This is a genomic window from Streptomyces incarnatus (genome assembly GCF_001027185.1).
Classification (GTDB): domain Bacteria; phylum Actinomycetota; class Actinomycetes; order Streptomycetales; family Streptomycetaceae; genus Streptomyces; species Streptomyces puniciscabiei.
The window spans coordinates 1156761-1179608 of record NZ_CP011497.1 but is presented as its reverse complement, the minus strand read 5'-3'; the positions used below and the strand labels follow the sequence as shown (position 1 = coordinate 1179608).

Genomic DNA, 22848 nt, shown 5'->3' with positions numbered 1-22848 from the left:
GGAGGAAGCGCGCGAGTTCCTCGGTGTGGGTGCCGGCGGTCACCCGCCGGGCCCCGCCCTCGGACTCCGCGGCGAGGCCGTCGGTGCGGACCGAGCCGCAGCCGCCGCTCACTCTCCCGGGTGATGTGTGCGGTGCCGGGCACTTGGCTAAGCGCTTGCTCGTTGGGTCTTGTGTCCGGTGGAACACGTTCTTAGCATCACCGGTGTTACATCAGTTGTGTCACACACGCTTGGGGGCTGGACGCATGACGACGGCACAGACGCCGGCGACGCCGGGCAGCGGTCCGCTCTCCGGCGTGCGCGTGGTCGAACTGGCCGGCATCGGACCCGGCCCGTTCGCCGCCATGCTCCTCGCGGACCTGGGCGCGGACGTGGTCCGGGTCGACCGGCCCGGCGGCCCCGGCCTCGGCATCGACCCCGCGTACGACGTCACCAACCGCAACAAGCGCTCGGTCGTGGTCGACCTGAAGGCGCCGGACGGCCCCGCGCGCGTGCTGGATCTCGCCGAGCGGGCCGACATCCTCATCGAGGGCTACCGCCCGGGTGTCGCCGAGCGCCTCGGCGTCGGCCCCGAGGCCTGCCACGCCCGCAACCCCCGCCTGGTCTACGGCCGCATGACCGGCTGGGGGCAGGACGGCCCCCTTGCCGACCGCGCGGGCCACGACGTGGCCTACATCGCGCTGACCGGCACCCTCGGCATGACCGGCCGCCCGGACGAGCCCCCGGTCTTCCCCGCCAACCTGCTCGGCGACTACGCGGGCGGCTCCCTGTACCTGGTCGTCGGCGTGCTCGCCGCCCTGCACCACGCGCGCGTGACGGGCACCGGACAGGTCGTCGACGCCGCCATCGTGGACGGCACGGCCCACCTCTCGGCGATGATCCACGGCATGCTCGCGGCCGGCGGCTGGCAGGACCGGCGCGGCGCCAACCTCCTCGACGGCGGCTGCCCCTACTACGGCACCTACGAGACGGCCGACGGCAAGTACATGGCGGTCGGCGCCCTGGAGGGGCGGTTCTACGCGGAGTTCCTGCGTCTGCTCGGCCTGGACGACCTGGCACCGGCCCACAAGGACTGGAGCCGCTGGGGCGAGCTGCGCGAGCGCGTCGCCGCCCGCTTCAAGTCCCGCACCCGGGACGAGTGGACGGCCCTCTTCGAGGGAACCGACGCCTGTGTGGCCCCCGTGCTGTCCCTGCGCGAGGCCCCGCACCACCCGCACCTGGCCGCCCGCGGCACCTTCACCGACCACGCCGGCCTCACCCAGCCGGCCCCCGCCCCCCGCTTCTCCGCCACCCCCACGCGCGTCCGTACCGGCCCCGCCCTGCCGGGCGCCGACACCGAGGCGGTGGCGCGGGACTGGGGGATACCCGCACCCGTGAACGACGACCCGGTCACCGACGCCGGCTGACCCGGCCCGGCCCGCTCGGCCCACCCTCCCGAAAGGCACACCAGTGAGCACCGAAGCGTACGTGTACGACGCGATCCGCACCCCGCGCGGCCGCGGCAAGGCGAACGGCGCCCTGCACGGCACGAAGCCCATCGACCTGGTCGTCGGCCTCATCCACGAGATCCGCGACCGCTTCCCCGGCCTCGACCCGGCCGCCGTCGACGACATCGTGCTCGGTGTCGTCGGCCCGGTCGGCGACCAGGGGTCCGACATCGCCCGGATCGCCGCGATCGCCGCCGGACTGCCCGACACGGTCGCCGGCGTGCAGGAGAACCGCTTCTGTGCCTCGGGCCTGGAGGCCGTCAACCTGGCCGCCGCCAAGGTCCGCTCGGGCTGGGAGGACCTGGTCCTCGCGGGCGGTGTGGAGTCCATGTCCCGGGTGCCGATGGCCTCCGACGGCGGCGCCTGGTTCAACGACCCGATGACCAACCTCGCGGTCAACTTCGTCCCGCAGGGCATCGGCGCCGACCTGATCGCCACCGTCGAGGGCTTCTCCCGCCGGGACGTCGACGAGTACGCGGCCCTGTCCCAGGAGCGCGCCACCACCGCCTGGAAGGAGGGCCGCTTCGACCGCTCCGTGGTCCCCGTCAAGGACCGCAGCGGCCTGGTCGTCCTCGACCACGACGAGCACCTGCGCCCCGGCACCACCGCCGACTCCCTCGCGAAGCTCAAGCCGTCGTTCGCGGACATCGGCGAACTCGGCGGCTTCGACGCCGTCGCGCTGCAGAAGTACCACTGGGTCGAGAAGATCGACCACGTCCACCACGCGGGCAACTCCTCCGGCATCGTGGACGGCGCCTCGCTCGTCGCCATCGGCTCCAAGGAGGTCGGCGAGCGCTACGGCCTCACCCCCCGCGCGCGGATCGTCTCCGCCGCCGTCTCCGGCTCCGAGCCCACCATCATGCTCACCGGCCCCGCCCCCGCCACCCGCAAGGCCCTGGCGAAGGCCGGCCTCACCATCGACGACATCGACCTGGTCGAGATCAACGAGGCGTTCGCCGCGGTCGTGCTGCGCTTCGTCCGGGACATGGGCCTGTCCCTGGACAAGGTCAACGTCAACGGCGGCGCCATCGCCCTCGGCCACCCGCTCGGCGCGACCGGCGCGATGATCCTCGGCACCCTCGTGGACGAACTGGAACGCCAGGACAAGCGCTACGGCCTCGCCACCCTGTGCGTCGGCGGCGGCATGGGCATCGCCACCATCGTCGAGCGCATCTGAACTCCCCGCGGAATCACCGGACCTCAACGAAAGACGACTGTCATGACCGAGAGCACCACCATCCGCTGGGAGCAGGACGACACCGGTGTCGTCACCCTCGTCCTGGACGACCCCAACCAGTCCGCGAACACCATGAACCAGGCGTTCCGCGACTCCCTCGCCGCGATCACCGACCGCCTGGAGGCCGAGCGGGACTCCGTCCGCGGCATCATCTTCACCTCCGCCAAGAAGACCTTCTTCGCGGGCGGCGACCTGCGCGACCTGATCCGGGTCACCCCCGAGACCGCCCAGGACCTCTTCGACGGCGGCCTCGCCATCAAGCGCAACCTGCGCCGCATCGAGACCCTCGGCAAGCCCGTCGTCGCCGCCATCAACGGCGCCGCCCTCGGCGGCGGCTTCGAACTGGCCCTCGCCTGCCATCACCGGGTCGCCCTCGACACCTCCGGCACCAAGATCGGCTGCCCCGAGGTCACCCTCGGCCTGCTCCCCGGCGGAGGCGGCGTCGTGCGCACCGTACGGCTGCTGGGCATCGCCGACGCCCTGCTGAAGGTGCTCCTCCAGGGCCAGCAGTACAACGCACGCCGCGCCCAGGAGAACGGCCTCGTCCACGAGGTCGCCGCCACGCCCGAGGAACTGCTCGCCAAGGCCCGCGCCTTCATCGACGCCAACCCCGAGTCGCAGCAGCCCTGGGACAAGCCCGGCTACAAGATCCCCGGCGGTACGCCCGCCAACCCGAAGTTCGCCGCGAACCTGCCCGCCTTCCCGGCCACCCTGCGCAAGCAGACGAACGGCGCCCCCTACCCCGCTCCGCGCAACATCCTCGCCGCGGCCGTCGAGGGCTCCCAGGTCGACTTCGAGACCGCCCAGGTCATCGAGGCCCGCTACTTCGTGGAGCTGGCCGCCGGGCAGACCTCGAAGAACATGATCCAGGCGTTCTTCCTCGACCTCCAGGCCGTCAACTCCGGCGCCAACCGCCCGAAGGGCATCGAGCCCCGCAAGGTCCGCAAGGTCGCCGTCCTCGGCGCCGGCATGATGGGCGCGGGCATCGCGTACTCCTGCGCCCGGGCCGGCATCGACGTCGTCCTGAAGGACGTCTCCCTGGAGGCCGCGGCCAAGGGCAAGGGCTACTCGGAGAAGCTGTGCGCCCAGGCCGTCGCCAAGGGCCGTACCAGCCAGGAGAAGGCGGACGCGCTGCTCGCCCGGATCACGCCCACCGGCGACGCCGCCGACCTCGCGGGCTGTGACGCGGTGATCGAGGCCGTCTTCGAGGACACCGCGCTCAAGCACAAGGTGTTCCAGGAGATCGAGTCCGTCGTCGCGCCCGACGCGCTGCTGTGCTCCAACACCTCCACCCTGCCCATCACCACGCTCGCCGAGGGCGTGCAGCGCCAGGCCGACTTCATCGGGCTGCACTTCTTCTCCCCGGTGGACAAGATGCCGCTGGTGGAGATCATCAAGGGCGCGCGCACCGGGGACGAGGCCCTGGCCCGGGCCTTCGACCTGGTCCGGCAGATCAACAAGACGCCGATCGTCGTCAACGACTCGCGCGGCTTCTTCACCTCCCGCGTGATCGGCCACTTCATCAACGAGGGCGTCGCCATGGTCGGCGAGGGGCTGGAGCCCGCCTCCGTCGAGCAGGCCGCCGCCCAGGCCGGCTACCCGGCCAAGGTGCTCTCCCTCATGGACGAGCTGACCCTCACCCTCCCGCGCAAGATCCGGAACGAGACGAAGCGGGCCGTGGAGGAGGCGGGCGGCACCTGGACGGCGCATCCGGCCGAGGCCGTCATCGACCGCATGGTGGACGAGTTCGGCCGCCCCGGCCGCAGCGGCGGCGCCGGCTTCTACGACTACACCGAGGACGGCAGGCGGGCCGGGCTCTGGCCGGGCCTGCGCGAGCACTTCACCAGGGCCGGGCACCGGATCCCGTTCCGGGACATGCAGGAGCGGATGCTCTTCTCCGAGGCGCTCGACACCGTACGCCTCCTGGAGGAGGGCGTCCTGACCTCGGTGGCCGACGCCAACATCGGCTCGATCCTCGGCATCGGCTTTCCCGGCTGGACCGGCGGCGTCCTGCAGTACATCAACGGCTACGAGGGCGGCCTGCCAGGATTCGTGGCCCGCGCGCGGGAGCTCGCCGAGGCCTACGGCGAGCGCTTCGCCCCGCCCGCGCTGCTCGTCGAGAAGGCGGAGAAGGGGGAGCCGTTCAGCGACTCAGCCCGTTCCTGAGCGGGGCTCGGTCGGTTCCGACCCGGTGACCCACTCGCGCAGCTCTTCCCGCAGCGAGCGCTGGAACGTCGTCAGCAGCGCCTGCACCACCAGCGGGTGCATGTGCGCCGACAGGGACTTCACGTCCCGGGCGTCACGCTCCGCGACCTCGCCGCGCAAGAGCTGGGAGAGCTCGTGGGCCGCGGCGCGCGAGTGCTCGATCAGCACCTTGCGCGCCGCGAGGATCGCCTCCTGCGACAGCGGTACGTCGAGCAGCTGCACCCCGAGCCGCAGCAGCCCGCAGTCGACCCGGACGGTGTCGCCCGCCGCGTCGTCCGCCGCCATGACGACGTTCATCGCCGCCAGCCGCTCCACGTCCTCGTCGGTGAGCGGCCGTCCGGCCCGCCGCTGAAGCTCCTCCCGCGACACCGTGTCGACCGCGTCCGGTGCCCAGGACGCGACGACCGCGCGGTGGATGGCCAGGTCATGGGGGGAGAGGCCGGCGGGCAGCTGCCTGAGGTAGCGCTCGATCGCCGACAGGGTCATGCCCTGCTGCTGCAACTCCTCGATCAGCGCCAGCCGCGCCAGGTGGTCCGGACCGTAGTGCCCCACCCGGCGCGGGCCGATGACCGGCGGCGGCAGCAGACCCTTGCTGCCGTAGAAGCGGACGGTGCGCACCGTGACGCCCGCCCTGGCGGCCAGCTCGTCGATGGTGAGGGGCGTGTCCCCGGCATCGGTCGTCATGTGCAGCAGTATCGCTGTCTCACCGATGCTGTGAAACCCGAGGTGAACGGCGTGTGAACCCTGGGTTGATCATGTGAGAAGTAACGCTGTGTGACATGGGCCACCGCGTAGGAGCGCGTCCTTCTGGGAAGCTGCTGGCTTGGTCTGTGCCGCGACTCAACAGGGTGGTGCGGACCGAGCCCTGCACGTCCCCCGGGCCCACGAGGCCCGGGCGCACCAGGAAGTGAACCACCCGTGAGCAAGGACGCCGTGGAATCGGCACAGGTCGCCGCCCGCACCCATGCGGCCCAGGCGGACCGCACGCCCGCGGACGCGGGCGACGCCGGTTACAGCAAGGACCTCAAGGCCCGCCACGTCAACATGATCGCCATCGGTGGCGCCATCGGCACCGGTCTGCTCCTGGGCGCCGGCGGCCGTCTGCACAACGCGGGCCCGGCGCTCGCCCTGGCCTACCTGGTCTGCGGCGTCTTCGCCTTCTTCGTCGTCCGGGCCCTGGGCGAGCTGGTCCTGTACCGCCCCTCCTCCGGGTCCTTCGTGTCCTACGCCCGCGAGTTCCTCGGCGAGAAGGGCGCCTACGTCGCCGGCTGGATGTACTTCCTGAACTGGTCGACCACGGGCATCGCCGACATCACCGCGATCGCGCTGTACACGCACTACTGGTCCATGTTCACCAGCATCCCCCAGTGGGTGCTGGCCCTGATCGCCCTCGCGGTGGTCCTGGCCGTGAACCTGATCTCGGTGAAGATCTTCGGCGAGATGGAGTTCTGGTTCGCGATCATCAAGGTCGCCACCATCGTCGGCTTCATGCTGATCAGCATTTTCCTGCTCGCCACCCAGCACAAGGTCGGCGGCCACACCCCCGGCCTGAGCGTCATCAGCGACCACGGCGGGCTCTTCCCGCACGGCGCGATGCCGGTCGTCCTGGTCATGCAGGGCGTGATCTTCGCCTACGCCGCCCTGGAGCTGGTCGGTGTCGCCGCCGGCGAGACCGCCGAGCCGGAGAAGGTCGTCCCCCGCGCGGTGAACTCGATCATGTGGCGTGTGGGCCTGTTCTACGTCGGCTCGGTCGTCCTGCTCGCCCTGCTGCTGCCCGGCTCGGTGTACTCCGCCGACGAGAGCCCCTTCGTCACCGTCCTGTCGAAGATCGGCGTCCCCGCGGCCGGTGACGTGATGAACCTGGTGGTCCTCACCGCGGCGATGTCCTCGCTGAACTCCGGCCTGTACTCCACCGGCCGCATCCTGCGCTCCATGGCCATGGCGGGCTCCGCCCCGAAGTTCACCGCGCGCATGAACCGCAACCAGGTGCCCTACGGCGGCATCCTGCTGACCTGCGCCGTCTGCGTGCTCGGCGTCGGCCTGAACTACCTGGTGCCCAGCCAGGCCTTCGAGATCGTGCTGAACGTCGCCTCCCTCGGCATCATCAGCACCTGGGTGATCATCATGATCTGCCACATGGTCTTCGTCCGCCGCGCCCGGGCCGGCCTCGCGACCCGGCCGCACTTCCAGCTGAAGTTCAGCCCGGTCACCGAGATCGCCACGATCGTGTTCCTGCTGGTCTGCCTCGGCATGATGTGGAACGACCCCGACGTCGGCCGGAAGACCATCCTGCTGATCCCGGTGATCGCCGTCATGCTGGTCGCCGGCTGGTTCGGCGTGCGGCGCCGGGTGTCGAAGAACACCGACGACGAGCTCGCCGAGCTCACGAAGTAGCAGCTCAGCGCCACTGTCAGTGGCATCGCCTACGGTGGCGTCATGTCCGAGATCACATATCTCCGGGGTGACGCCACCGTGCCGTCGGTCAAGGGCAACAAGTGGATCGCCCATGTCTGCAACGACCTCGGCGGCTGGGGGAAGGGCTTCGTGCCGGCGCTCTCACGGCGCTGGCCCGAGCCGGAGACGGCGTACCGCGCCTGGCACCGAAACCGCGCGAACAACGACTTCGGGCTGGGCGCGGTCCAGCGCCTTGCGATGTACGGTCAGGTGCGCGCCCTGAAGGGGCGCGGGGAACTGCGCGACCTGCCACGTCAGGCCCGCAGGCTCCCACTGCCCGGAGGACCCGCGGCGAGACGTCCCCGGCCCACCCGGCGGAGCGCGCGGTGACGGTGTACGACCACGGAGAGGGCGGCCGATGAGCTCACACACCCCGGCGACGGACGTCCTGGTGCTGGGCGGAGCCGGCGTGGACACGATCATCCATGTCCCCGAGCTGCCCCTGCCCTACGCCGACAGCTACATGATCGACTCCGGGATCCGCACCCGGGCCGGGCAGACCGGCGACTTCGTCGCGCTGGGCCTCGCCGCACTCGGCCTGCGCACCCACCACCTCGACCTGCTCGGCGCCGACCCCGAGGGCGACCTCGTGCGGGCCCTGCACCGCGAGCACGGCATCGGACTGACCGCACTCCCGCAGCCCGCCGGCACCAAGCGGGCGGTCAACCTCGTCGGCCCCGACGGCCGCCGCCTGTCCCTGTACGACACCAGCCGCGCCCGCCCGGGCGACCGCTTCCCACCCGAGCTGCTGCGCATGCTGGCCGGGGCGAGCCGCCACGTCCACGTGACCATCACCCAGCCCTGCGCCGAGGCCCTGCCGGTGCTGACCGCGACGGGCGTGCCCCTGTCCACGGATCTGCACGACTGGGACGGGGAGAACCCGTACCACGAGCCCTTCGCCCACGCGGCGGACGTCGTCTTCCTGTCGGCATCCGCGCTGACCGACCCCGAGCGCACCATGCGGCGCATCGCCGAGCGGGGCAGGGCCGAGGTGGTCGTCGCCACCGCCGGAGCCGAGGGCGCGTATCTGCTGGCCGACGGCGAGCTGACCCGGGTGCCCGCGGCGTTGCCGCCCGCGCCGGTGGTGGACTCCAACGGCGCGGGCGACGCCTTCGCCGCCGCGTTCCTCTACGGCCGCCTCGCCGGCGAACCGCCCGAGACCTGCGCCCGCTACGGCGCCACGGCGGGCGCCCACGCCTGCACCGTCCCGGCCTCCCGAGCGGAGTCGATGGACCGGGACGAGCTGCTCGAGCGGGCGGCACGAGCGAGACCCTGAACCGGGCCGACGGCGAGACCAAGCCCCCGGACCGGGCTCGGTCAGCGTGCGTGCGTGTCGTGCGTGTCGTGCGTGTCGTGGATGTCGTTCGTCGCCTCGATCTTCTTCCACGACTTCGGCTGGGCCACGGCCCGGTCCGCCTTCGCCAGGGACGCCGCGCGTGCCGCGGGTGCGGCCGGCTTGGACGGCTGGAACAGCCAGGTGTCGAACAGCGAGGCCAGCGGCTTGCCGGACACCTGCTCGGCGTACCTCTGGAAGTCGGCCACCGAGGCGTTGCCGTACGCGTGCTCCTGCGGCCAGCCCTTCAGGATGCGGAAGAACGCGTCGTCACCGATCTCGTTGCGCAGCGCCTGGATGGCGAGCGCGCCACGGTCGTACACGGCGATGTCGAACTGGTCGTCCGGGCCCGGGTCGCCGGGCTTGACCGTCCAGAAGGCGTCGTCGGCCGGATGGGAGGTGTACACGTAGTCGGCGAGTTCCTGCGTGGTGCCCTCGCCCTCGTGCTCCGACCACAGCCACTGCGCGTACCGGGCGAAGCCCTCGTTGATCCAGATGTCCTTCCAGCCCTTCAGCGACACGTCGTCGCCGTACCACTGGTGGGCCAGCTCGTGCACGACCACCGAGGTGTTGGCGCCGTTCGCGAACTGCTTCGGGCTGTAGTAGACGCGGGTCTGGGTCTCCAGCGCGTACCCGGTGGTGGTGTTCGGGACATACCCGCCGGCCGTGCTGAACGGATACGGCCCGAAGTAGCCGCTCAGCCAGTCCACGATCTCCCCGGTGCGCTCCACGCTCGCCCGCGCGGCCCCGTCGTTGTCGCCGAGGTCCTTGCTGTAGGCGTTGACGACCGGCACCCCGCCGTCGGAGGTGCTCGTGGTGATGTCGAACTTTCCGATGGCGAGAGTGGCCAGATACGTCGCCTGCGGCTTGTTCTGCCGCCAGGTGTAGCGCGTCCAGCCCAGCTTCGAACCGGTCGACTGCAGCGTGCCGTTGGAGATGGCCTGGGTGCCGTCCGGCACGGCCACCGACACGTCGTAGGTGGCCTTGTCGCTCGGGTGGTCGTTGCTGGGGAACCACCACCAGGCGGCCTCGGGCTCGTCGGCCGCGACCGCGCCGTCGGGGGTGCGGTGCCAGGCGTTGAAGCCGTAGGCGCTCTTCGTCGACGGCACCCCGCTGTAGCGGACCACCACGGTGATCGGCGTGCCCTTCGGCAGCGGCGTCTTCGGCGTGATGACCAACTCGTGCTGCCCGGAGGTGGAGAACGCGGCCTTCGCGCCGTTGACCCGCACCTCGCTCACGTCCAGCAGGAAGTCCAGGTCGAAGCTGGACAGGTCCTGGGTGGTCCTCGCCAGGATCGTCGCCGTGCCCTGCAACTCGTCCGTCTTCGGCTGGTATTGCAGCCTCAGGTCGTAGTGGGAGACGTCGTAGCCGCCGTTGCCGTAGTACGGGTAGTAGGGGTCGCCGATGCCCGGCGCGCCGGGGGAGAAGCTCGCGGCCGATGCCGGGATCGCCAGCAGGAGGGAGGCCGCCGCGAGTGCGCCCGGCGCGGTGATTCTGCGGTGCACGTCAGCTCCAAGTCGTCGGGACTGCAAGTCCGTTCGGAAATCCGTCGATGAACGCTGTTCGGAGCCTATTCAGTCCCTGTGGCCCCTGACCTGTCCATGGCCCCCGCTGTCACACGATCGCCATTCGGCCGTCACGGGCCCACGGACCGCCCTGAATCGCTCTTCTGTACGGGAGTTCACCGGAGTACCGTCCGCGCATGCCGATTCGCACCCTCATCCGCACGCGCTTCACGATCTGGAGAGCGCTCGCGACCGCGGTCGTCGCCATCCTGACGGCCGCCTTCCTCACCCCGTCCGCCGCACAGGCCGCCACCGGCGAGAGCCGGCCCCCGCGCGAGAGCCGGCCCGTGTACTCCTACGCCCACGCCGTGCGCGAGTCCGTCTGGGTGGACACGGGGCTCGACGAGGACGGCGACGGCCGCACCGACCGTGTCGCCGCCGACATCGTCCGGCCCGCCGAACCCGCCCGCCAGGGCCGCAAGGTGCCCGTCATCATGGACGCCAGCCCCTACTACTCCTGCTGCGGACGCGGCAACGAGAGCCAGGTCAAGACGTACGACCCGCAGGGCCACGTCGTCCAGATGCCGCTCTTCTACGACAACTACTTCGTGCCCCGCGGCTACGCGTTCGTCGGCGTCGACCTCGCCGGCACCAATCGCTCCGACGGCTGCGTCGACGTCGGCGGCCGCTCCGACATCCGGTCCGCGAAGGCCGTCATCGACTGGCTGAACGGCCGCGCCAGGGCGTACACGACCCGGACCGGTACGAAGACCGTCACGGCCACCTGGACCAACGGCCGTACCGGAATGATCGGCAAGAGCTGGGACGCCACGATCGCCAACGGCGTCGCCGCCACCGGCGTCAAGGGCCTCAGGACCATCGTCCCGATCAGCGGCATCTCCTCCTGGTACGACTACTACTTCGCCCAGGGCGCCCCGCTCTACGACGGCGGCCCCGACCAGCTGGCCGGCTACGTCGAGAGCGACGCGGCGCACGCCCACTGCGCGGCCGTCCAGAAGAAACTCGCCGACGGCAGCCCGCGCAGCGGCGACTGGACCCCGCTGTGGACCGAGCGCGACTACGTCAAGGACGCGGCCAAGGTGCGCGCCAGCGTGTTCCTGGTGCACGGCATGCAGGACCTCAACGTCCGCACCAAGCACTTCGGCCAGTGGTGGGACGCGCTGGCCGAGCAGGGGGTGAAGCGCAAGATCTGGCTGTCCCAGACCGGGCACGTCGACCCCTTCGACTACCGGCGCGGCGCCTGGGCGGACACCCTGCACCGCTGGTTCGACCACGAACTCCTCGGCTACGACAACGGCATCGACCGCGAGCCGATGGCCGACATCGAACGCCACCCCGACCAGTGGGTCACCTCCCGCGTCTGGCCCCCGCAGACCACCCGCACCACCGTCCTGCACCCCGCCCCCGGCACCCGGGCCGGAGTCGGCACCCTCGCCCTGCACCCGGCCACCGGCACCGAGACCTTCACCGACGACCCGAAGCTCAGCGAGACCGACTGGGCGGCCCACCTCACCACGCCGACCCCGGAGAAGGCCGGCTTCCTCACCGCCCCGCTCACCCGCGACCTGCGCCTGTCCGGCTCGTCCACGGTGACGGTGACCGCGACACCGACCACCACCTCGGCCCACCTCTCCGCCGTCCTGGTCGACCTCGGCCCGGACACCATCCGCGACTACGCCGACAGCCACGAGGGCATCGCCACCCTCACCAACCGCACGTGCTGGGGCGAGAGCACGGCCGGAGACAGCGCGTGCTTCAAGGAGACCGCGGCCAAGACGGCCAAGGTCGACTACACCGTGTTCAGCCGCGGTTGGGCCGACCTCGGCCACTACGCCTCGCCCGGCAAGGGCGTCCCGCTCACCCCGGGCAAGGCGTACACGATGACCCTGCGTCTGGCGGCGACCGACCATGTCGTCCCCAAGGGACACCGGCTGGCGCTGATCATCGCGGGCACGGACAAGGACCTGATCGATCCGCCGTCCACGCAGCCGACTGTGACGGTCGGTCTGTCCGGTACGACGGCGAGCCTTCCGCTGGTCGGCGGCGCGCCGGAGTTCGCCCGGGCGACGGCCGGCAGCACGGCCGGGACACCCAGGCCGACGGTCCTGAACGGCGTCAGGGCACCGCGCGCGGCTGAGCACATCCCGTCGGACTGACCGAGGGTTCGCCGTGGGGGTGCGTGACCATCGCCGGCTGCGGGTCCGTCGTGGCTGGTCGCGCCCACGCGGCCGAGCCGCACATCGATACGGCCCCGCGCCCCTTACGGGGCGCTGCAGCGCCGGCGCCATCGAGACGCCGCCGCTGCGGGCAGTCGTGCCTCCCCCAGTGCCTTAAGGGCCTGGGGGGACCCCCAGGCGGCACGGGTGGGCGGTGGGGGTCCCCCCGCTCGAGCGAAGCCGAGAGTGGGGGAGGCACCCCGCCGGCGCGGGCAAGCACAAACCACCCGTGCCCAGCCGCCGCGCCGGGTGCCCCTTCAGGCGGCCGGGAACGCCAACCCGGCCGCCTCCCACGCACACCCCCACGCCACCGTCACCCCGGCCCCGCCATGGCCGTAGTTGTGCACCAGTACCCGGCCGCCGGGCAGCGGCTGCCGTTCCAGTCGTACCGCGTGCCGGGCCGGCCGCAGCCCCACCCGGTGGGCCAGCACCCGCGCCTGTGCGATCTCCGGCCGGATCGCCGCGCACCGGGCGACGATCGCCGCGGCGGTGGCCGGGTCCGGCTCCAGGGACCAGTCGTCCTCCTCCGCGGTACCGCCGAGCAGCAGACCACCCGGCTGCGGGATGACGTACGTGGAGGCGGCGGCGGAGTGGCCGACGGAGGTGAACCAGGTCGTGATCCCCGGGTTCGCCACGACCACCAGCTGCCCGCGCACCGGTCGCACGGCCGGGTCCGGTACCAGCGAGCGCGCGCCCAGGCCCGTGCAGTTGACCACGACCTGCGCGGGCACCGAGACCAGGTCGGTCACCTCGCGCGCCTCGATCACGCCGCCCGCCTTCGCGAGCCGCTCCCGCAGCCACGCCAGATGCACCGGCATGTCGATCACCGGCAGCCGTGCCGCGAGACCGTCGGCCACCGCTCGCAGCCCCGCCACCCCGCCCGCCCAGGTGCCCAGTTCGTCCAGCCGGGTCCCCCGGTGTACGCCGTCGACCAGGCGTACGCCCGTCTCGTCCGGCCGGTCCGCCAACTCCTCGTACACGGCGAGCGAGGCGAGCGCCCACGCACCCACCAGCGGCTCGGGTTCAATGCGGTACGGCCACCACAGACCGCCGGCGACGGCCGAGGTCGTACGCTCGGCGGGCTCCCGCGCCCACACCCGTACCCGGCGCCCGGACTCCGCCAGGACCACGGCCGTCGTCAGCCCGGCGATCCCGCTCCCGACCACGATCACTTCGTCACTCGGCTCGCTGTCCACGCCAGGACGATAGGCCCTGTCCGGACGACTGTGTCATGCCGCGCTCACATCCGTGCCGGTGTGGGGATACTCACAGCATGTCTGCCGTATACGCGACCTTCGACCTGGCACCGGCGATCCGCGCCGGCGGCGTGCTCGCCGACGGCGGCTACCAGGTCCACCGCGACTTCGTGGACTTCGTCGTGGACGGCCGTCCGCTGCTGTTCCGGCTGTCCGACCTGGACGCCGTCTCCCCGCTCGCCTCGGACGTCCCGCCCGCCATCTTCACCGCGCAGGTGCGCGCACTGCTCCTGGAGGCCGAACCACCGCTCCCGGACGGCCGGTTCGTCATCTACGGCTGCCCCGAGTGCGCGGACCTGGCCTGCGGGGCGGTCACCGCCGTCATCGAGCGCGACGGCGAGGACTACGTCTGGCGGGACTTCGCCTGGCAGACGGACGAGCGCGCCGACCTGGAGCTGAACGGCTACCACGGCATAGGGCCGTTCCGTTTCCGCGGCGCCGACTACCGCGCCGCACTCGGCGCCCTGATGGACGGCTCCACCGCGCCCCGCCGGCGCGTCCTGCTGATCGGCGCCCGGGTCGCGGTCCTGGCCAAGCTGGCGGCCGCGCTGCGCACCATCGGCATCGGCGCCGACATCACCCAGGACGCCCGGGCCGTCCCGGCCGAGGAACTGCGCGGCTACGGCGCGGTCGCCTTCGGTCGCACGGTCGGCGAGGAGGAACGAGCCGCCGTGGTGGAGGCCTTCGAGCGCGCCGGGGTCGACATCGCCCGCGTGGACGGCCTGGCCCCGATCGTGCCGCTGCTGGTCGCCCAGATCCAGCACGCCCTCGACCGCAGCCCGCTTCCGCAGCGGCGGCTCGTGGGACTGACCGCCGCCGGCAGCACGGCGGAGGTCGAGGTGACCTCGGCGTGCCGGGTACGGCTCACCGCCTACCGTCTCGACCGCCTCTACCGCACCCACGTCCGCGAGGTGTTCGACGGCATCCTGGAGCCCGGCCGGCACCGCGTCCCGCTGGACCCGAAGGCGGTCAAGGGGGAGGCGTACGTCGTCGCCCGCACGACGGGCGGCGTGCTCGCGGCACCGGTCACCGGTGGGCCGTGACCCGCTCCCGCGCCCAGACCCCCTGCTGAGCGGCCTGGGCTGAGGGGCGGGGACGGGCCGCCGGGCAGCGGGGCTGAGACGCGGTGCGGGGGCACCGGCGGAAACCGGCTGAGACGCGGTGCGCAGGCGCCGGTGGCAGGCTGGGCCGGGTCGCGGGCTGCGGGCCACGGACAACGCGGCTGAGACGCGGGCGCCGGGCCCATTAGGATCGGCGTCCTGATGACTGCCACCCTCGTCGCCAAGAACCTCGCCGCCGGGCACGGCGACCGTTCCCTCTTCTCCGGGCTGGACCTCGTCGTCGCGCCCGGCGATGTGATCGGTCTCGTCGGTGCCAACGGCGCGGGCAAGTCCACCCTGCTGAAGCTGCTCGCCGGACTCACCCCGCCCGAACAGGGCGAGCTCAGGCTCTCCCCGCCGGCCGCGACCGTCGGTCATCTCCCGCAGGAGCCGGAGCGCAGGCCGGGGGAGACCGTCCGGGAGTTCCTGGCCCGCCGTACGGGTGTCGCCGAGGCCCAGCGGGTCATGGACGAGGCCACCCAGGCACTCGTGGACGGGGCACCCGGCGCCGATGACGCCTACGCGACCGCCCTGGAGCGCTGGCTGGGCCTGGGCGGTGCCGATCTGGACGAGCGCGCGGAGGACGTCGCCGACTCGCTCGGTCTCGCCGTGGACCTGGACCAGCCGATGACCTCGCTGTCCGGCGGCCAGGCGGCCCGCGCCGGTCTCGCCTCGCTCCTGCTGTCCCGCTACGACGTCTTCCTGCTGGACGAGCCCACCAACGACCTCGACCTCGACGGCCTGGAGCGCCTGGAACGCTTCGTCGGCGGCCTGCGCGCCGGCACGGTCGTCGTCAGCCATGACCGCGAGTTCCTCACCCGCACGGTCACCAAGGTCCTCGAACTCGACCTGGCCCAGCGCCAGATCAACCTCTACGGCGGCGGGTACGAGGCCTACCTGGAGGAACGCGACGTGGCCCGCCGGCACGCGCGTGAGGACTACGAGGAGTACGCCGACAAGAAGGCCGCCCTCCAGGACCGCGCACAGATGCAGCGATCCTGGATGGACAAGGGCGTGAAGAACGCCCGCCGCAAGGCCGGCAACGACAACGACAAGATCGGCCGCAAGTTCCGCAGCGAGGCCAGCGAGAAGCAGGCCGCCAAAGCGCGGCAGACCCAGCGCATGATCGAGCGCCTGGAGGTGGTCGAGGAGCCGCGCAAGGAGTGGGAACTGCGCATGGAGATCGCCGCCGCCCCGCGTTCCGGTGCGGTCGTGGCGACCCTGCGGGACGCCGAGGTGCGGCGCGGCGGCTACACCTTCGGCCCGGTGTCCCTGCAGATCGACTGGGCGGACCGGGTCGCGGTCACCGGGGCCAACGGCGCCGGGAAGTCCACCCTGCTGGGCGCACTGCTCGGCCGTGTCCCGCTCGACTCGGGGCATGCCGCGCTCGGCTCGGGTGTGCTGGTCGGCGAGGTCGACCAGGCCCGGGGGCTCTTCCACGGCCCGGAAACCCTGCTCGACGCGTTCTGCGCGGCCGTCCCCGACACCGAGCCGGTCGAGGTCCGCACCCTGCTCGCCAAGTTCGGCCTGAAGTCCGAGCACGTCGTGCGCCCGGCCGCGACCCTCTCCCCGGGCGAACGCACCCGCGCCGCCCTGGCGTTGCTCCAGGGCCGGGGAGTGAACCTCCTCGTCCTGGACGAGCCGACGAACCACCTCGACCTGCCCGCCATCGAGCAACTGGAGCAGGCCCTCGACTCCTACGAGGGCACCCTGCTCCTGGTCACCCACGACCGCCGGATGCTGGACGCGGTCCGGGTGACCCGGCGGCTGGAGGTGGCGGACGGGAAGGTGACGGAGCGTTAGCTCCAGCGGGCGGCGGCCTCCTTCGCCGCCCGCTCGACCCGGCCCACGTGCTCGGGGTCGTGCGGTGCGACATTGAGCCCGTCCGGCCGCTGGCCCACCGCCCCGTCGATCAACTCCCGCACGACGTCGGCGTGTCCGGCGTGCCGTTGCGTCTCGGCGATCATGTGGGTCAGGATCCGGTGCAGGGTCGTCTCCTTCGGCGCGCCCGGTATCCGGCCGACCGCGTCGAGAGGGAGCGCCGCGATCGTCTCGTCGGAGTGGGCACAGGCCCGTCGGTACAGGCCGACGATGTCCTCGCGGGTCTCGTCGGCCCGCGCCCACAGGTCCGCGTCCGGCTCGGCGTCGCCGGTGATCCACAGGGGCGTACCGGCGAAGGGGCGGTCGAACGCCGTGCCGAAGTACAGCGCCTCCGCGCCGGCCAGGTGCTTGACCAGTCCCAGCAGGTTCGTGCCGGTGGGGGTCAGGGGGCGCCGGATGTCGTACTCCGGCAGGCCGTCCAGCTTCCACAGCAGTACGTCGCGGGCGTCCTGGAGATACACCCGGAGGTCGTCCTTGGGATCGGTCATGGGAGCAAGTCTGCCGGTCCGGTGACCAGCGGTCCGCTGAATTTTCCGCCGGGGGCCGGAGCCGCGTGGCTCCGGCCCCGTGAGGTCACCGTTTCTTCGGATCCAGCAGACCCGCCCGCCGCAGCGCGTCCGCCATCGCGCTGTTGGCCGGGGCCGNCNCCTGGCGGCCGCCCCGGTCGGCGCCGCGGCCCTCGCGCCGGCCCTGGCCGCCGCCCTGCCGCTGCTGGGGCGGCCGCGGGCCGCCACCGCGCTGCTGCCGGCCGCCGCCCTGGGACTGCGGTGCGGCCTCGTCGTCCAGGCGCAGGGTCAGCGCGATCCGCTTGCGCGGGATGTCCACGTCGAGGACCTTCACCTTGACGATGTCACCGGGCTTGGCGACCTCACGCGGGTCCTTGACGAACGTCCTGGACATCGCGGAGACATGGACGAGGCCGTCCTGGTGCACGCCGACGTCCACGAACGCGCCGAACGCGGCCACGTTCGTCACCACCCCCTCCAGGATCATCCCGGGGGACAGGTCGGAGATCTTCTCCACGCCCTCCTTGAACGTGGCCGTCCGGAACGCGGGACGCGGGTCGCGGCCCGGCTTCTCCAGCTCCTTCAGGATGTCCGTCACGGTCGGCAGACCGAACGTGTCGTCCACGAAGTCGGCGGGCCGCAGGGAGCGCAGCACCCCCGTGTTGCCGACGAGGGACGCCACCTCCTGGCCCGTCGTCTTCACCATGCGGCGGACCACCGGGTACGCCTCCGGGTGCACGCTGGAGGCGTCCAGCGGGTCGTCGCCGCGGATGCGCAGGAAGCCCGCGCACTGCTCGTACGCCTTCGGGCCGAGCCGCGCCACCTTCTTCAGCTCCGCACGGGACTTGAAGGGGCCGTTGGCGTCCCGGTGCGCCACGATGTTCTCGGCGAGACCGGAGGAGATGCCCGAGACGCGCGAGAGCAGCGGCACGGACGCGGTGTTGACGTCCACGCCGACGCCGTTCACACAGTCCTCGACCACCGCGTCCAGCGAGCGGGACAGCTTCACCTCGGACAGGTCGTGCTGGTACTGCCCCACGCCGATGGACTTGGGGTCGATCTTCACCAGCTCGGCCAGCGGGTCCTGCAGGCGGCGGGCGATGGAGACCGCGCCGCGCAGCGACACGTCCATGTCCGGCAGTTCCTGCGAGGCGTACTGGGAGGCCGAGTACACCGACGCGCCCGCCTCGGACACCATCACCTTGGTGAGCTTCAACTCCGGGTGCCTGGCGATCAGTTCGCCGGCGAGCTTGTCGGTCTCGCGGGAGGCCGTGCCGTTGCCGATCGCGACCAGCTCGACCGCGTGCTCCCTGGCGAGCCGCGCCAGCTTGGCGATCGCCTCGTCCCACTTGCTCGCGGGGACGTGCGGATAGATCACGTCCGTGGCGACGACCTTGCCGGTCGCGTCGACCACGGCGACCTTCACACCCGTACGGAAACCGGGGTCCAGGCCCAGTGTCGCGCGCGTGCCGGCCGGGGCGGCCAGCAGCAGGTCGCGCAGGTTCGCCGCGAACACGTTGACCGCCTCGTCCTCGGCGGCCGTGCGCAGCCTGAGGCGCAGGTCGATGCCGAGGTGGACGAGGATGCGGGTGCGCCAGGCCCAGCGGACCGTGTCCGTCAGCCACTTGTCGGCGGGGCGGCCCCGGTCGGCGATCCCGAACCGGTTCGCCACGATCCCCTCGTACGACGACGGGCCCTCCGTGGGCTCCTCCGGCTCCAGGACGAGGTCCAGGACCTCCTCCTTCTCGCCGCGCAGCATCGCCAGGATCCGGTGCGAGGGCAGCTCGGTGAACGGCTCGGCGAAGTCGAAGTAGTCGGCGAACTTCGCGCCCGTCTCCTCCTTGCCCTCCCGGACCTTCGCGGCCAGCCGGCCGCGCACCCACATCCGCTCGCGCAGCTCGCCGATCAGGTCGGCGTCCTCCGAGAACCGCTCGGTGAGGATCGCCCGCGCGCCCTCCAGCGCGGCCTGCGGATCGGCGACGCCCTTGTCGGCATCCACGAACGCGGCCGCGGCCGCCAGCGGCTCCACCGCCGGATCGCCCAGCAGGCCCTCCGCCAGCGGCTCCAGACCCGCCTCGCGCGCGATCTGCGCCTTGGTGCGCCGCTTGGGCTTGTAGGGGAGGTAGATGTCCTCCAGCCGGGCCTTGGTCTCGGCGCCCCGGATCCGCGCTTCCAGCTCCTCCGTCAGCTTGCCCTGCTCGCGCACCGAATCCAGGATCGCGGTCCGCCGCTCCTCCAGCTCCCGCAGATAGCGCAGCCGCTCCTCGATCGTGCGCAGCTGCGCGTCGTCGAGCATCTCGGTCGCTTCCTTGCGGTAGCGGGCGATGAAGGGCACCGTCGAACCGCCGTCGAGCAGTTCCACCGCGGCCTTCACCTGCCGCTCCCGTACGCCGAGCTCCTCGGCGATCCTGCCTTCGATGGATCCTGCTTCGATGGACCCGGGTGTCGTCACGATCCCGTACCGCCTTCTCCACTGAGGTTGCGCGGCAATTGTGGCAGGTGACACCGACAACCGGGGATCAGGGCGTCCCCCCGGCGGGCCGCCGGGCCGTTTCTCAGGCACGGCTCCCGCCCGTGCCGGCCGACGCCCCGCACCGAAGGTCCTTCGGCCGACGTGGCTCCGGGTCCCTCACCGGTCCGCCCCCATGCACCGCGATGGCGGAAAAGGTGGGAAACACGTCATTGCGGCCATGCGCGGCGCGGCGAAGAATCGAGGACATGCCGCAGCGAACGCTCCTCTTCGTCCTCTTCGACGGCGTCCAGAGCCTCGACGTCACCGGGCCGCTCGAGGTGTTCGCGGGCGCCGAGAAGCACACGCCGGGCGCGTACCGGGTCCGTACCGCCTCCCTGGACGGCGGCCCGGTGTGCACCTCCAGCGGCCTCACCCTCGTACCGGACCAGGCGCTCACCGCTGCCGCCGACCCGCACACCCTGCTGGTGCCCGGCGGCGAGGGGACGCGCCATGCCGACCCCGAACTGGTCGACTGGCTGCGCGAGCGCGGACCGCGCGTGCCGCGTCTGGTCTCGGTGTGCACCGGCGCCGTCCTGCTCGCCGCCGCCGGTCTCCTCGACGGCCGGCGGGCGACGACCCACTGGGCCTACTGCGACAAGCTCGCCCGCGACCACCCGGCGGTCGCCGTGGATCCGGAGCCCATCTACGTCCGGGACGGTCACGTCGCCACCTCGGCCGGGGTGACCTCCGGCATCGACCTGGCCCTCGCCCTGGTCGAGGAGGACCTGGACCGGGACGTCGCGCTCGCCGTCGCCCGGCACCTCGTGGTCTTCCTGCGCCGGCCCGGCAACCAGGCCCAGTTCAGCGCCCAGCTCGCCGCGCAGACCGCGCGGCGCGACCCGCTGCGCGAGGTCCAGCGCTGGATCACCGAGCACCCGGCGGGCGACCTGACGGTGGACGCGCTCGCCGCCCGCGCCCGGCTCTCACCGCGCCACTTCGCGCGCGCCTTCCGGGAGGAGACCGGCATGACCCCCGGCCGCTACGTCGACCGGGTCCGCCTGGAACACGCCCGCCGCCTGCTGGAGGACACCACCGACAACATCGAGGAGGTCGCCCGCGCCAGCGGCTACGGCACCCCCGAAGCCATGCGCCGCGCCTTCACCAGAACCCTCGGCACGGCCCCGGCCGAGTACCGCCGCCGCTTCCACCCGGCGACGGCCCGCTGAGCCGGCCACCGCCGACGGCCGTGACAGCCGACGGATCACCGGCCGCCGGTGCCCTGACCGTGGTTGCCGACGGATCGCCGGCCGCCGGTGCCTACTGACCGTGGTTGCTGGCGGATCCGGCGGCTGGTGACCTGACCGTGGTTGCCGGCTGATCCGGGCGCTGGTGACCTGGCGGTGAGTGCCGACTGACCCGGCCGCTGGTGCGGCTGATCGCCGTTGCCGGCTGATTCCCGGCCGCCGACGGTCGTGAGCGCTCACGCCCCCCGGCCGCCGGGCCGACTGCCGTGACCGTCCACCAACGCCCGGCCACCGACCGATCGCGCCCCATGTCCGACCAAGGTCCACTCCTGAAGCTCCGCCCCCGCGCTCGCCCACCCGCTTCGCCGCCACGGAGGCTCGCCTCGGCCCTCGCCCGCCAGGGCCCCCATCGACCCCGGATGGTCGGCCCCCGCACCCGCCCCCGGCGCCCGCCGCCGCCCCCACTGAACCCCGTCACCCCTCGTCACGGCCTCCGCCCCGCTGTCGCCCCTGGGACCCACCGGGCGGCGCCGCTTCGATCACCGAAGGGACACACCATGCAGATCGCCATCGTCGTCTACGACCGGTTCACCGCCCTCGACGCCGTCGGCCCGTACGAGATCCTCTCCCGGCTCCCCGGTGCCGAGACCGTGTTCGTCGCCGAGCGCACCGGTCCCGTCCGCACCGACACGGGGGCTCTCGCCGTCACCGCCGACCAGGCCCTCGACGAGGTGCGCGGCCCCGACCTGCTGGTCGTCCCGGGAGGGCCCGGCACCGTCGACCAGCTGAAGAACCCGGCGCTGCTGGACTGGCTGCGCGCGGCCGACGCGACGAGCACCTGGACGACCTCGGTCTGCTCCGGCTCGCTGCTGCTCGCCGCCGCGGGGCTGCTGCGCGACCGCCGCGCGACCAGCCACTGGGCCGCCCTGGACCTGCTGAAGGAGTTCGGCGCCGCACCCACCGGCGACCGGGTCGTCACCGACGGCAAGTACGTCACGGCGGCGGGGGTCTCCGCCGGCATCGACATGGCGCTCACCCTGACCGGCCGGATCGCGGGCGACGAACACGCCCAGGCCGTCCAGCTGCTGACCGAGTACGACCCCCAGCCGCCCTACGACGCCGGTTCCCCGCACAAGGCGCCCGCGCACCTCGTCGAGGAACTGCGCACCGGCGGACGGTTCAGTCTGACGTAGCCACGCTCCACGTGAAGCGCGGCTGCCGGCGCTCCAGGAACGCGGCGACCCCTTCCGCGGTGTCGGGGTTGCCGCGGGCCGCCCGCGCCCAGTGGGCGTCCCGGTCGGTACGGCCGCCCGCGAACTCCTTCGCGGCGGCCTGGGTGAGCTGCGAGCGGGAGACCAGGATCCGGGCCAACTCCGCGACCCGCTTGGACAGTTCGCCCTCCGGCAGCACCTCGTCCACCAGCCCGGCGGCGAGCGCCCGCCCGGTGTCGATCAACTCGGCCGTGAACAGCAGGTACTTGGCGGTGGCCGGCCCCACCAGCGAGAGCAGCCGGCGGGTCGAGGAGGCCGGATACACGATGCCGAGCCGCGCCGGAGTCACCCCGAACAGAGCGCCCTCCTCCGCCAGCCGCAGATCGCAGGCCGCGGCGAGCTGTGCCCCACCGCCCACGCAGTGACCGCGCACGGCGGCCACGGTCGGCTTGGGGAACGCGGCGAGCGCCTCCTCGGCGGCCACGGCGAGTCCCTGTGCCTCCTCGGGAGAGCCCCGGAGGGTGCTGATGTCGGCCCCCGCGCAAAAGGTCCCGCCCTCGCCGGTGAGCACCAGGGCCCGTACGCCGGGATCGCGCGCCAAGTCGTCCAGCAGCGGCGGCAGGGCCCGCCACATCGCGGCGGTCATGGCGTTGCGCTTGGCCGGGTTGCGGATGACGACGGTGGCGACAGCGCCTTCGGTGCGGTGCGACAGCTGGGGCTCCATGCGCGGATCGTATCGG

General features: G+C 72.4%; 16 protein-coding genes and 1 pseudogene. 11 read left to right on the top strand and 6 right to left on the bottom strand.

What is annotated here, in order from left to right; translation table 11 throughout:
* Positions 1-245: 245 nt before the first annotated feature.
* From ABB07_RS05190 to ABB07_RS05180, 3 genes are read left to right on the top strand one after another with little or no spacing between them, the layout of a single operon-like run.
* On the top strand, positions 246-1406 hold the full coding sequence (locus ABB07_RS05190; protein ID WP_208897591.1) for a CaiB/BaiF CoA transferase family protein: 1161 nt from the start codon (positions 246-248) through the stop codon (positions 1404-1406).
* Between the two features lie 43 nt (positions 1407-1449).
* Positions 1450-2664 (top strand): acetyl-CoA C-acetyltransferase, encoded by a 1215-nt coding sequence (locus tag ABB07_RS05185; protein ID WP_208897590.1) that lies wholly within the window; start codon positions 1450-1452, stop codon positions 2662-2664.
* A gap of 42 nt (positions 2665-2706) precedes the next feature.
* Positions 2707-4890, top strand: a complete 2184-nt coding sequence (locus ABB07_RS05180; protein ID WP_208897589.1) for a 3-hydroxyacyl-CoA dehydrogenase NAD-binding domain-containing protein — start codon at positions 2707-2709, stop codon at positions 4888-4890.
* Here ABB07_RS05180 and ABB07_RS05175 read toward each other — a convergent pair.
* Positions 4876-5613, bottom strand: coding sequence for a MerR family transcriptional regulator (locus ABB07_RS05175; RefSeq protein WP_208897588.1), 738 nt, complete (start codon positions 5611-5613; stop codon positions 4876-4878). The genes ABB07_RS05180 and ABB07_RS05175 overlap by 15 nt on opposite strands.
* A 234-nt stretch (positions 5614-5847) precedes the next feature.
* On the opposite strand from ABB07_RS05175, the gene ABB07_RS05170 reads away from it, so the two are divergent.
* The 3 genes and pseudogenes from ABB07_RS05170 (at position 5848) to ABB07_RS05160 (ending at position 8659) form a co-directional block, all read left to right on the top strand.
* Complete coding sequence (locus ABB07_RS05170; RefSeq protein ID WP_208897587.1) at positions 5848-7323, top strand: amino acid permease; 1476 nt, start codon at positions 5848-5850, stop codon at positions 7321-7323.
* Positions 7324-7365: 42 nt separating this feature from the next.
* Positions 7366-7572: pseudogene (locus tag ABB07_RS05165) on the top strand (macro domain-containing protein); the annotation flags it as partial.
* 169 nt (positions 7573-7741) lie between these two features.
* Positions 7742-8659, top strand: a complete 918-nt coding sequence (locus tag ABB07_RS05160) for a PfkB family carbohydrate kinase (protein ID WP_208897586.1) — start codon at positions 7742-7744, stop codon at positions 8657-8659.
* Positions 8660-8700: 41 nt separating this feature from the next.
* Here ABB07_RS05160 and ABB07_RS05155 read toward each other — a convergent pair whose 3' ends face one another.
* Positions 8701-10221, bottom strand: coding sequence for a M1 family metallopeptidase (locus ABB07_RS05155; protein ID WP_208897585.1), 1521 nt, complete (start codon positions 10219-10221; stop codon positions 8701-8703).
* A 197-nt stretch (positions 10222-10418) separates the two neighbouring features.
* On the opposite strand from ABB07_RS05155, the gene ABB07_RS05150 reads away from it, so the two are divergent.
* Positions 10419-12398: a Xaa-Pro dipeptidyl-peptidase gene (locus ABB07_RS05150; RefSeq protein ID WP_208897584.1), complete on the top strand. Its 1980-nt coding sequence runs from the start codon at positions 10419-10421 to the stop codon at positions 12396-12398.
* 317 nt (positions 12399-12715) lie between these two features.
* Here ABB07_RS05150 and ABB07_RS05145 read toward each other — a convergent pair whose 3' ends face one another.
* On the bottom strand, positions 12716-13630 hold the full coding sequence (locus tag ABB07_RS05145) for an NAD(P)/FAD-dependent oxidoreductase (RefSeq protein WP_208903286.1): 915 nt from the start codon (positions 13628-13630) through the stop codon (positions 12716-12718).
* Between the two features lie 101 nt (positions 13631-13731).
* Here ABB07_RS05145 and ABB07_RS05140 point away from each other — a divergent pair, with 101 nt between their 5' ends.
* Together ABB07_RS05140 and ABB07_RS05135 are read left to right on the top strand one after the other, a co-directional pair.
* Positions 13732-14757 (top strand): oxidoreductase, encoded by a 1026-nt coding sequence (locus tag ABB07_RS05140; protein ID WP_208897583.1) that lies wholly within the window; start codon positions 13732-13734, stop codon positions 14755-14757.
* 219 nt (positions 14758-14976) lie between these two features.
* On the top strand, positions 14977-16617 hold the full coding sequence (locus ABB07_RS05135) for an ABC-F family ATP-binding cassette domain-containing protein (protein ID WP_208897582.1): 1641 nt from the start codon (positions 14977-14979) through the stop codon (positions 16615-16617).
* On the opposite strand, the gene ABB07_RS05130 is transcribed toward ABB07_RS05135, so the two are convergent.
* Together ABB07_RS05130 and ABB07_RS05125 are read right to left on the bottom strand one after the other, a co-directional pair.
* A complete protein-coding gene (locus tag ABB07_RS05130) occupies positions 16614-17183 on the bottom strand; it encodes a DinB family protein (protein WP_055709418.1) in 570 nt (189 codons plus the stop codon). The two genes, ABB07_RS05135 and ABB07_RS05130, sit on opposite strands and share 4 nt — an antisense overlap.
* Positions 17184-17340: 157 nt before the next feature.
* On the bottom strand, positions 17341-19653 hold a 2313-nt coding region (locus ABB07_RS05125), incomplete at its 3' end, for a Tex family protein (protein WP_244189220.1).
* Between the two features lie 266 nt (positions 19654-19919).
* Here ABB07_RS05125 and ABB07_RS05120 point away from each other — a divergent pair.
* Both ABB07_RS05120 and ABB07_RS05115 read left to right on the top strand, forming a co-directional pair.
* Entirely contained in the window at positions 19920-20879 is a 960-nt protein-coding gene (locus ABB07_RS05120) for a GlxA family transcriptional regulator (protein ID WP_208897581.1), read from the top strand.
* Between the two features lie 575 nt (positions 20880-21454).
* Positions 21455-22090: a DJ-1/PfpI family protein gene (locus ABB07_RS05115; RefSeq protein WP_208897580.1), complete on the top strand. Its 636-nt coding sequence runs from the start codon at positions 21455-21457 to the stop codon at positions 22088-22090.
* Here ABB07_RS05115 and ABB07_RS05110 read toward each other — a convergent pair.
* On the bottom strand, positions 22077-22832 hold the full coding sequence (locus ABB07_RS05110) for an enoyl-CoA hydratase/isomerase family protein (protein WP_208897579.1): 756 nt from the start codon (positions 22830-22832) through the stop codon (positions 22077-22079). The two genes, ABB07_RS05115 and ABB07_RS05110, sit on opposite strands and share 14 nt — an antisense overlap.
* Positions 22833-22848: the final 16 nt, after the last annotated feature.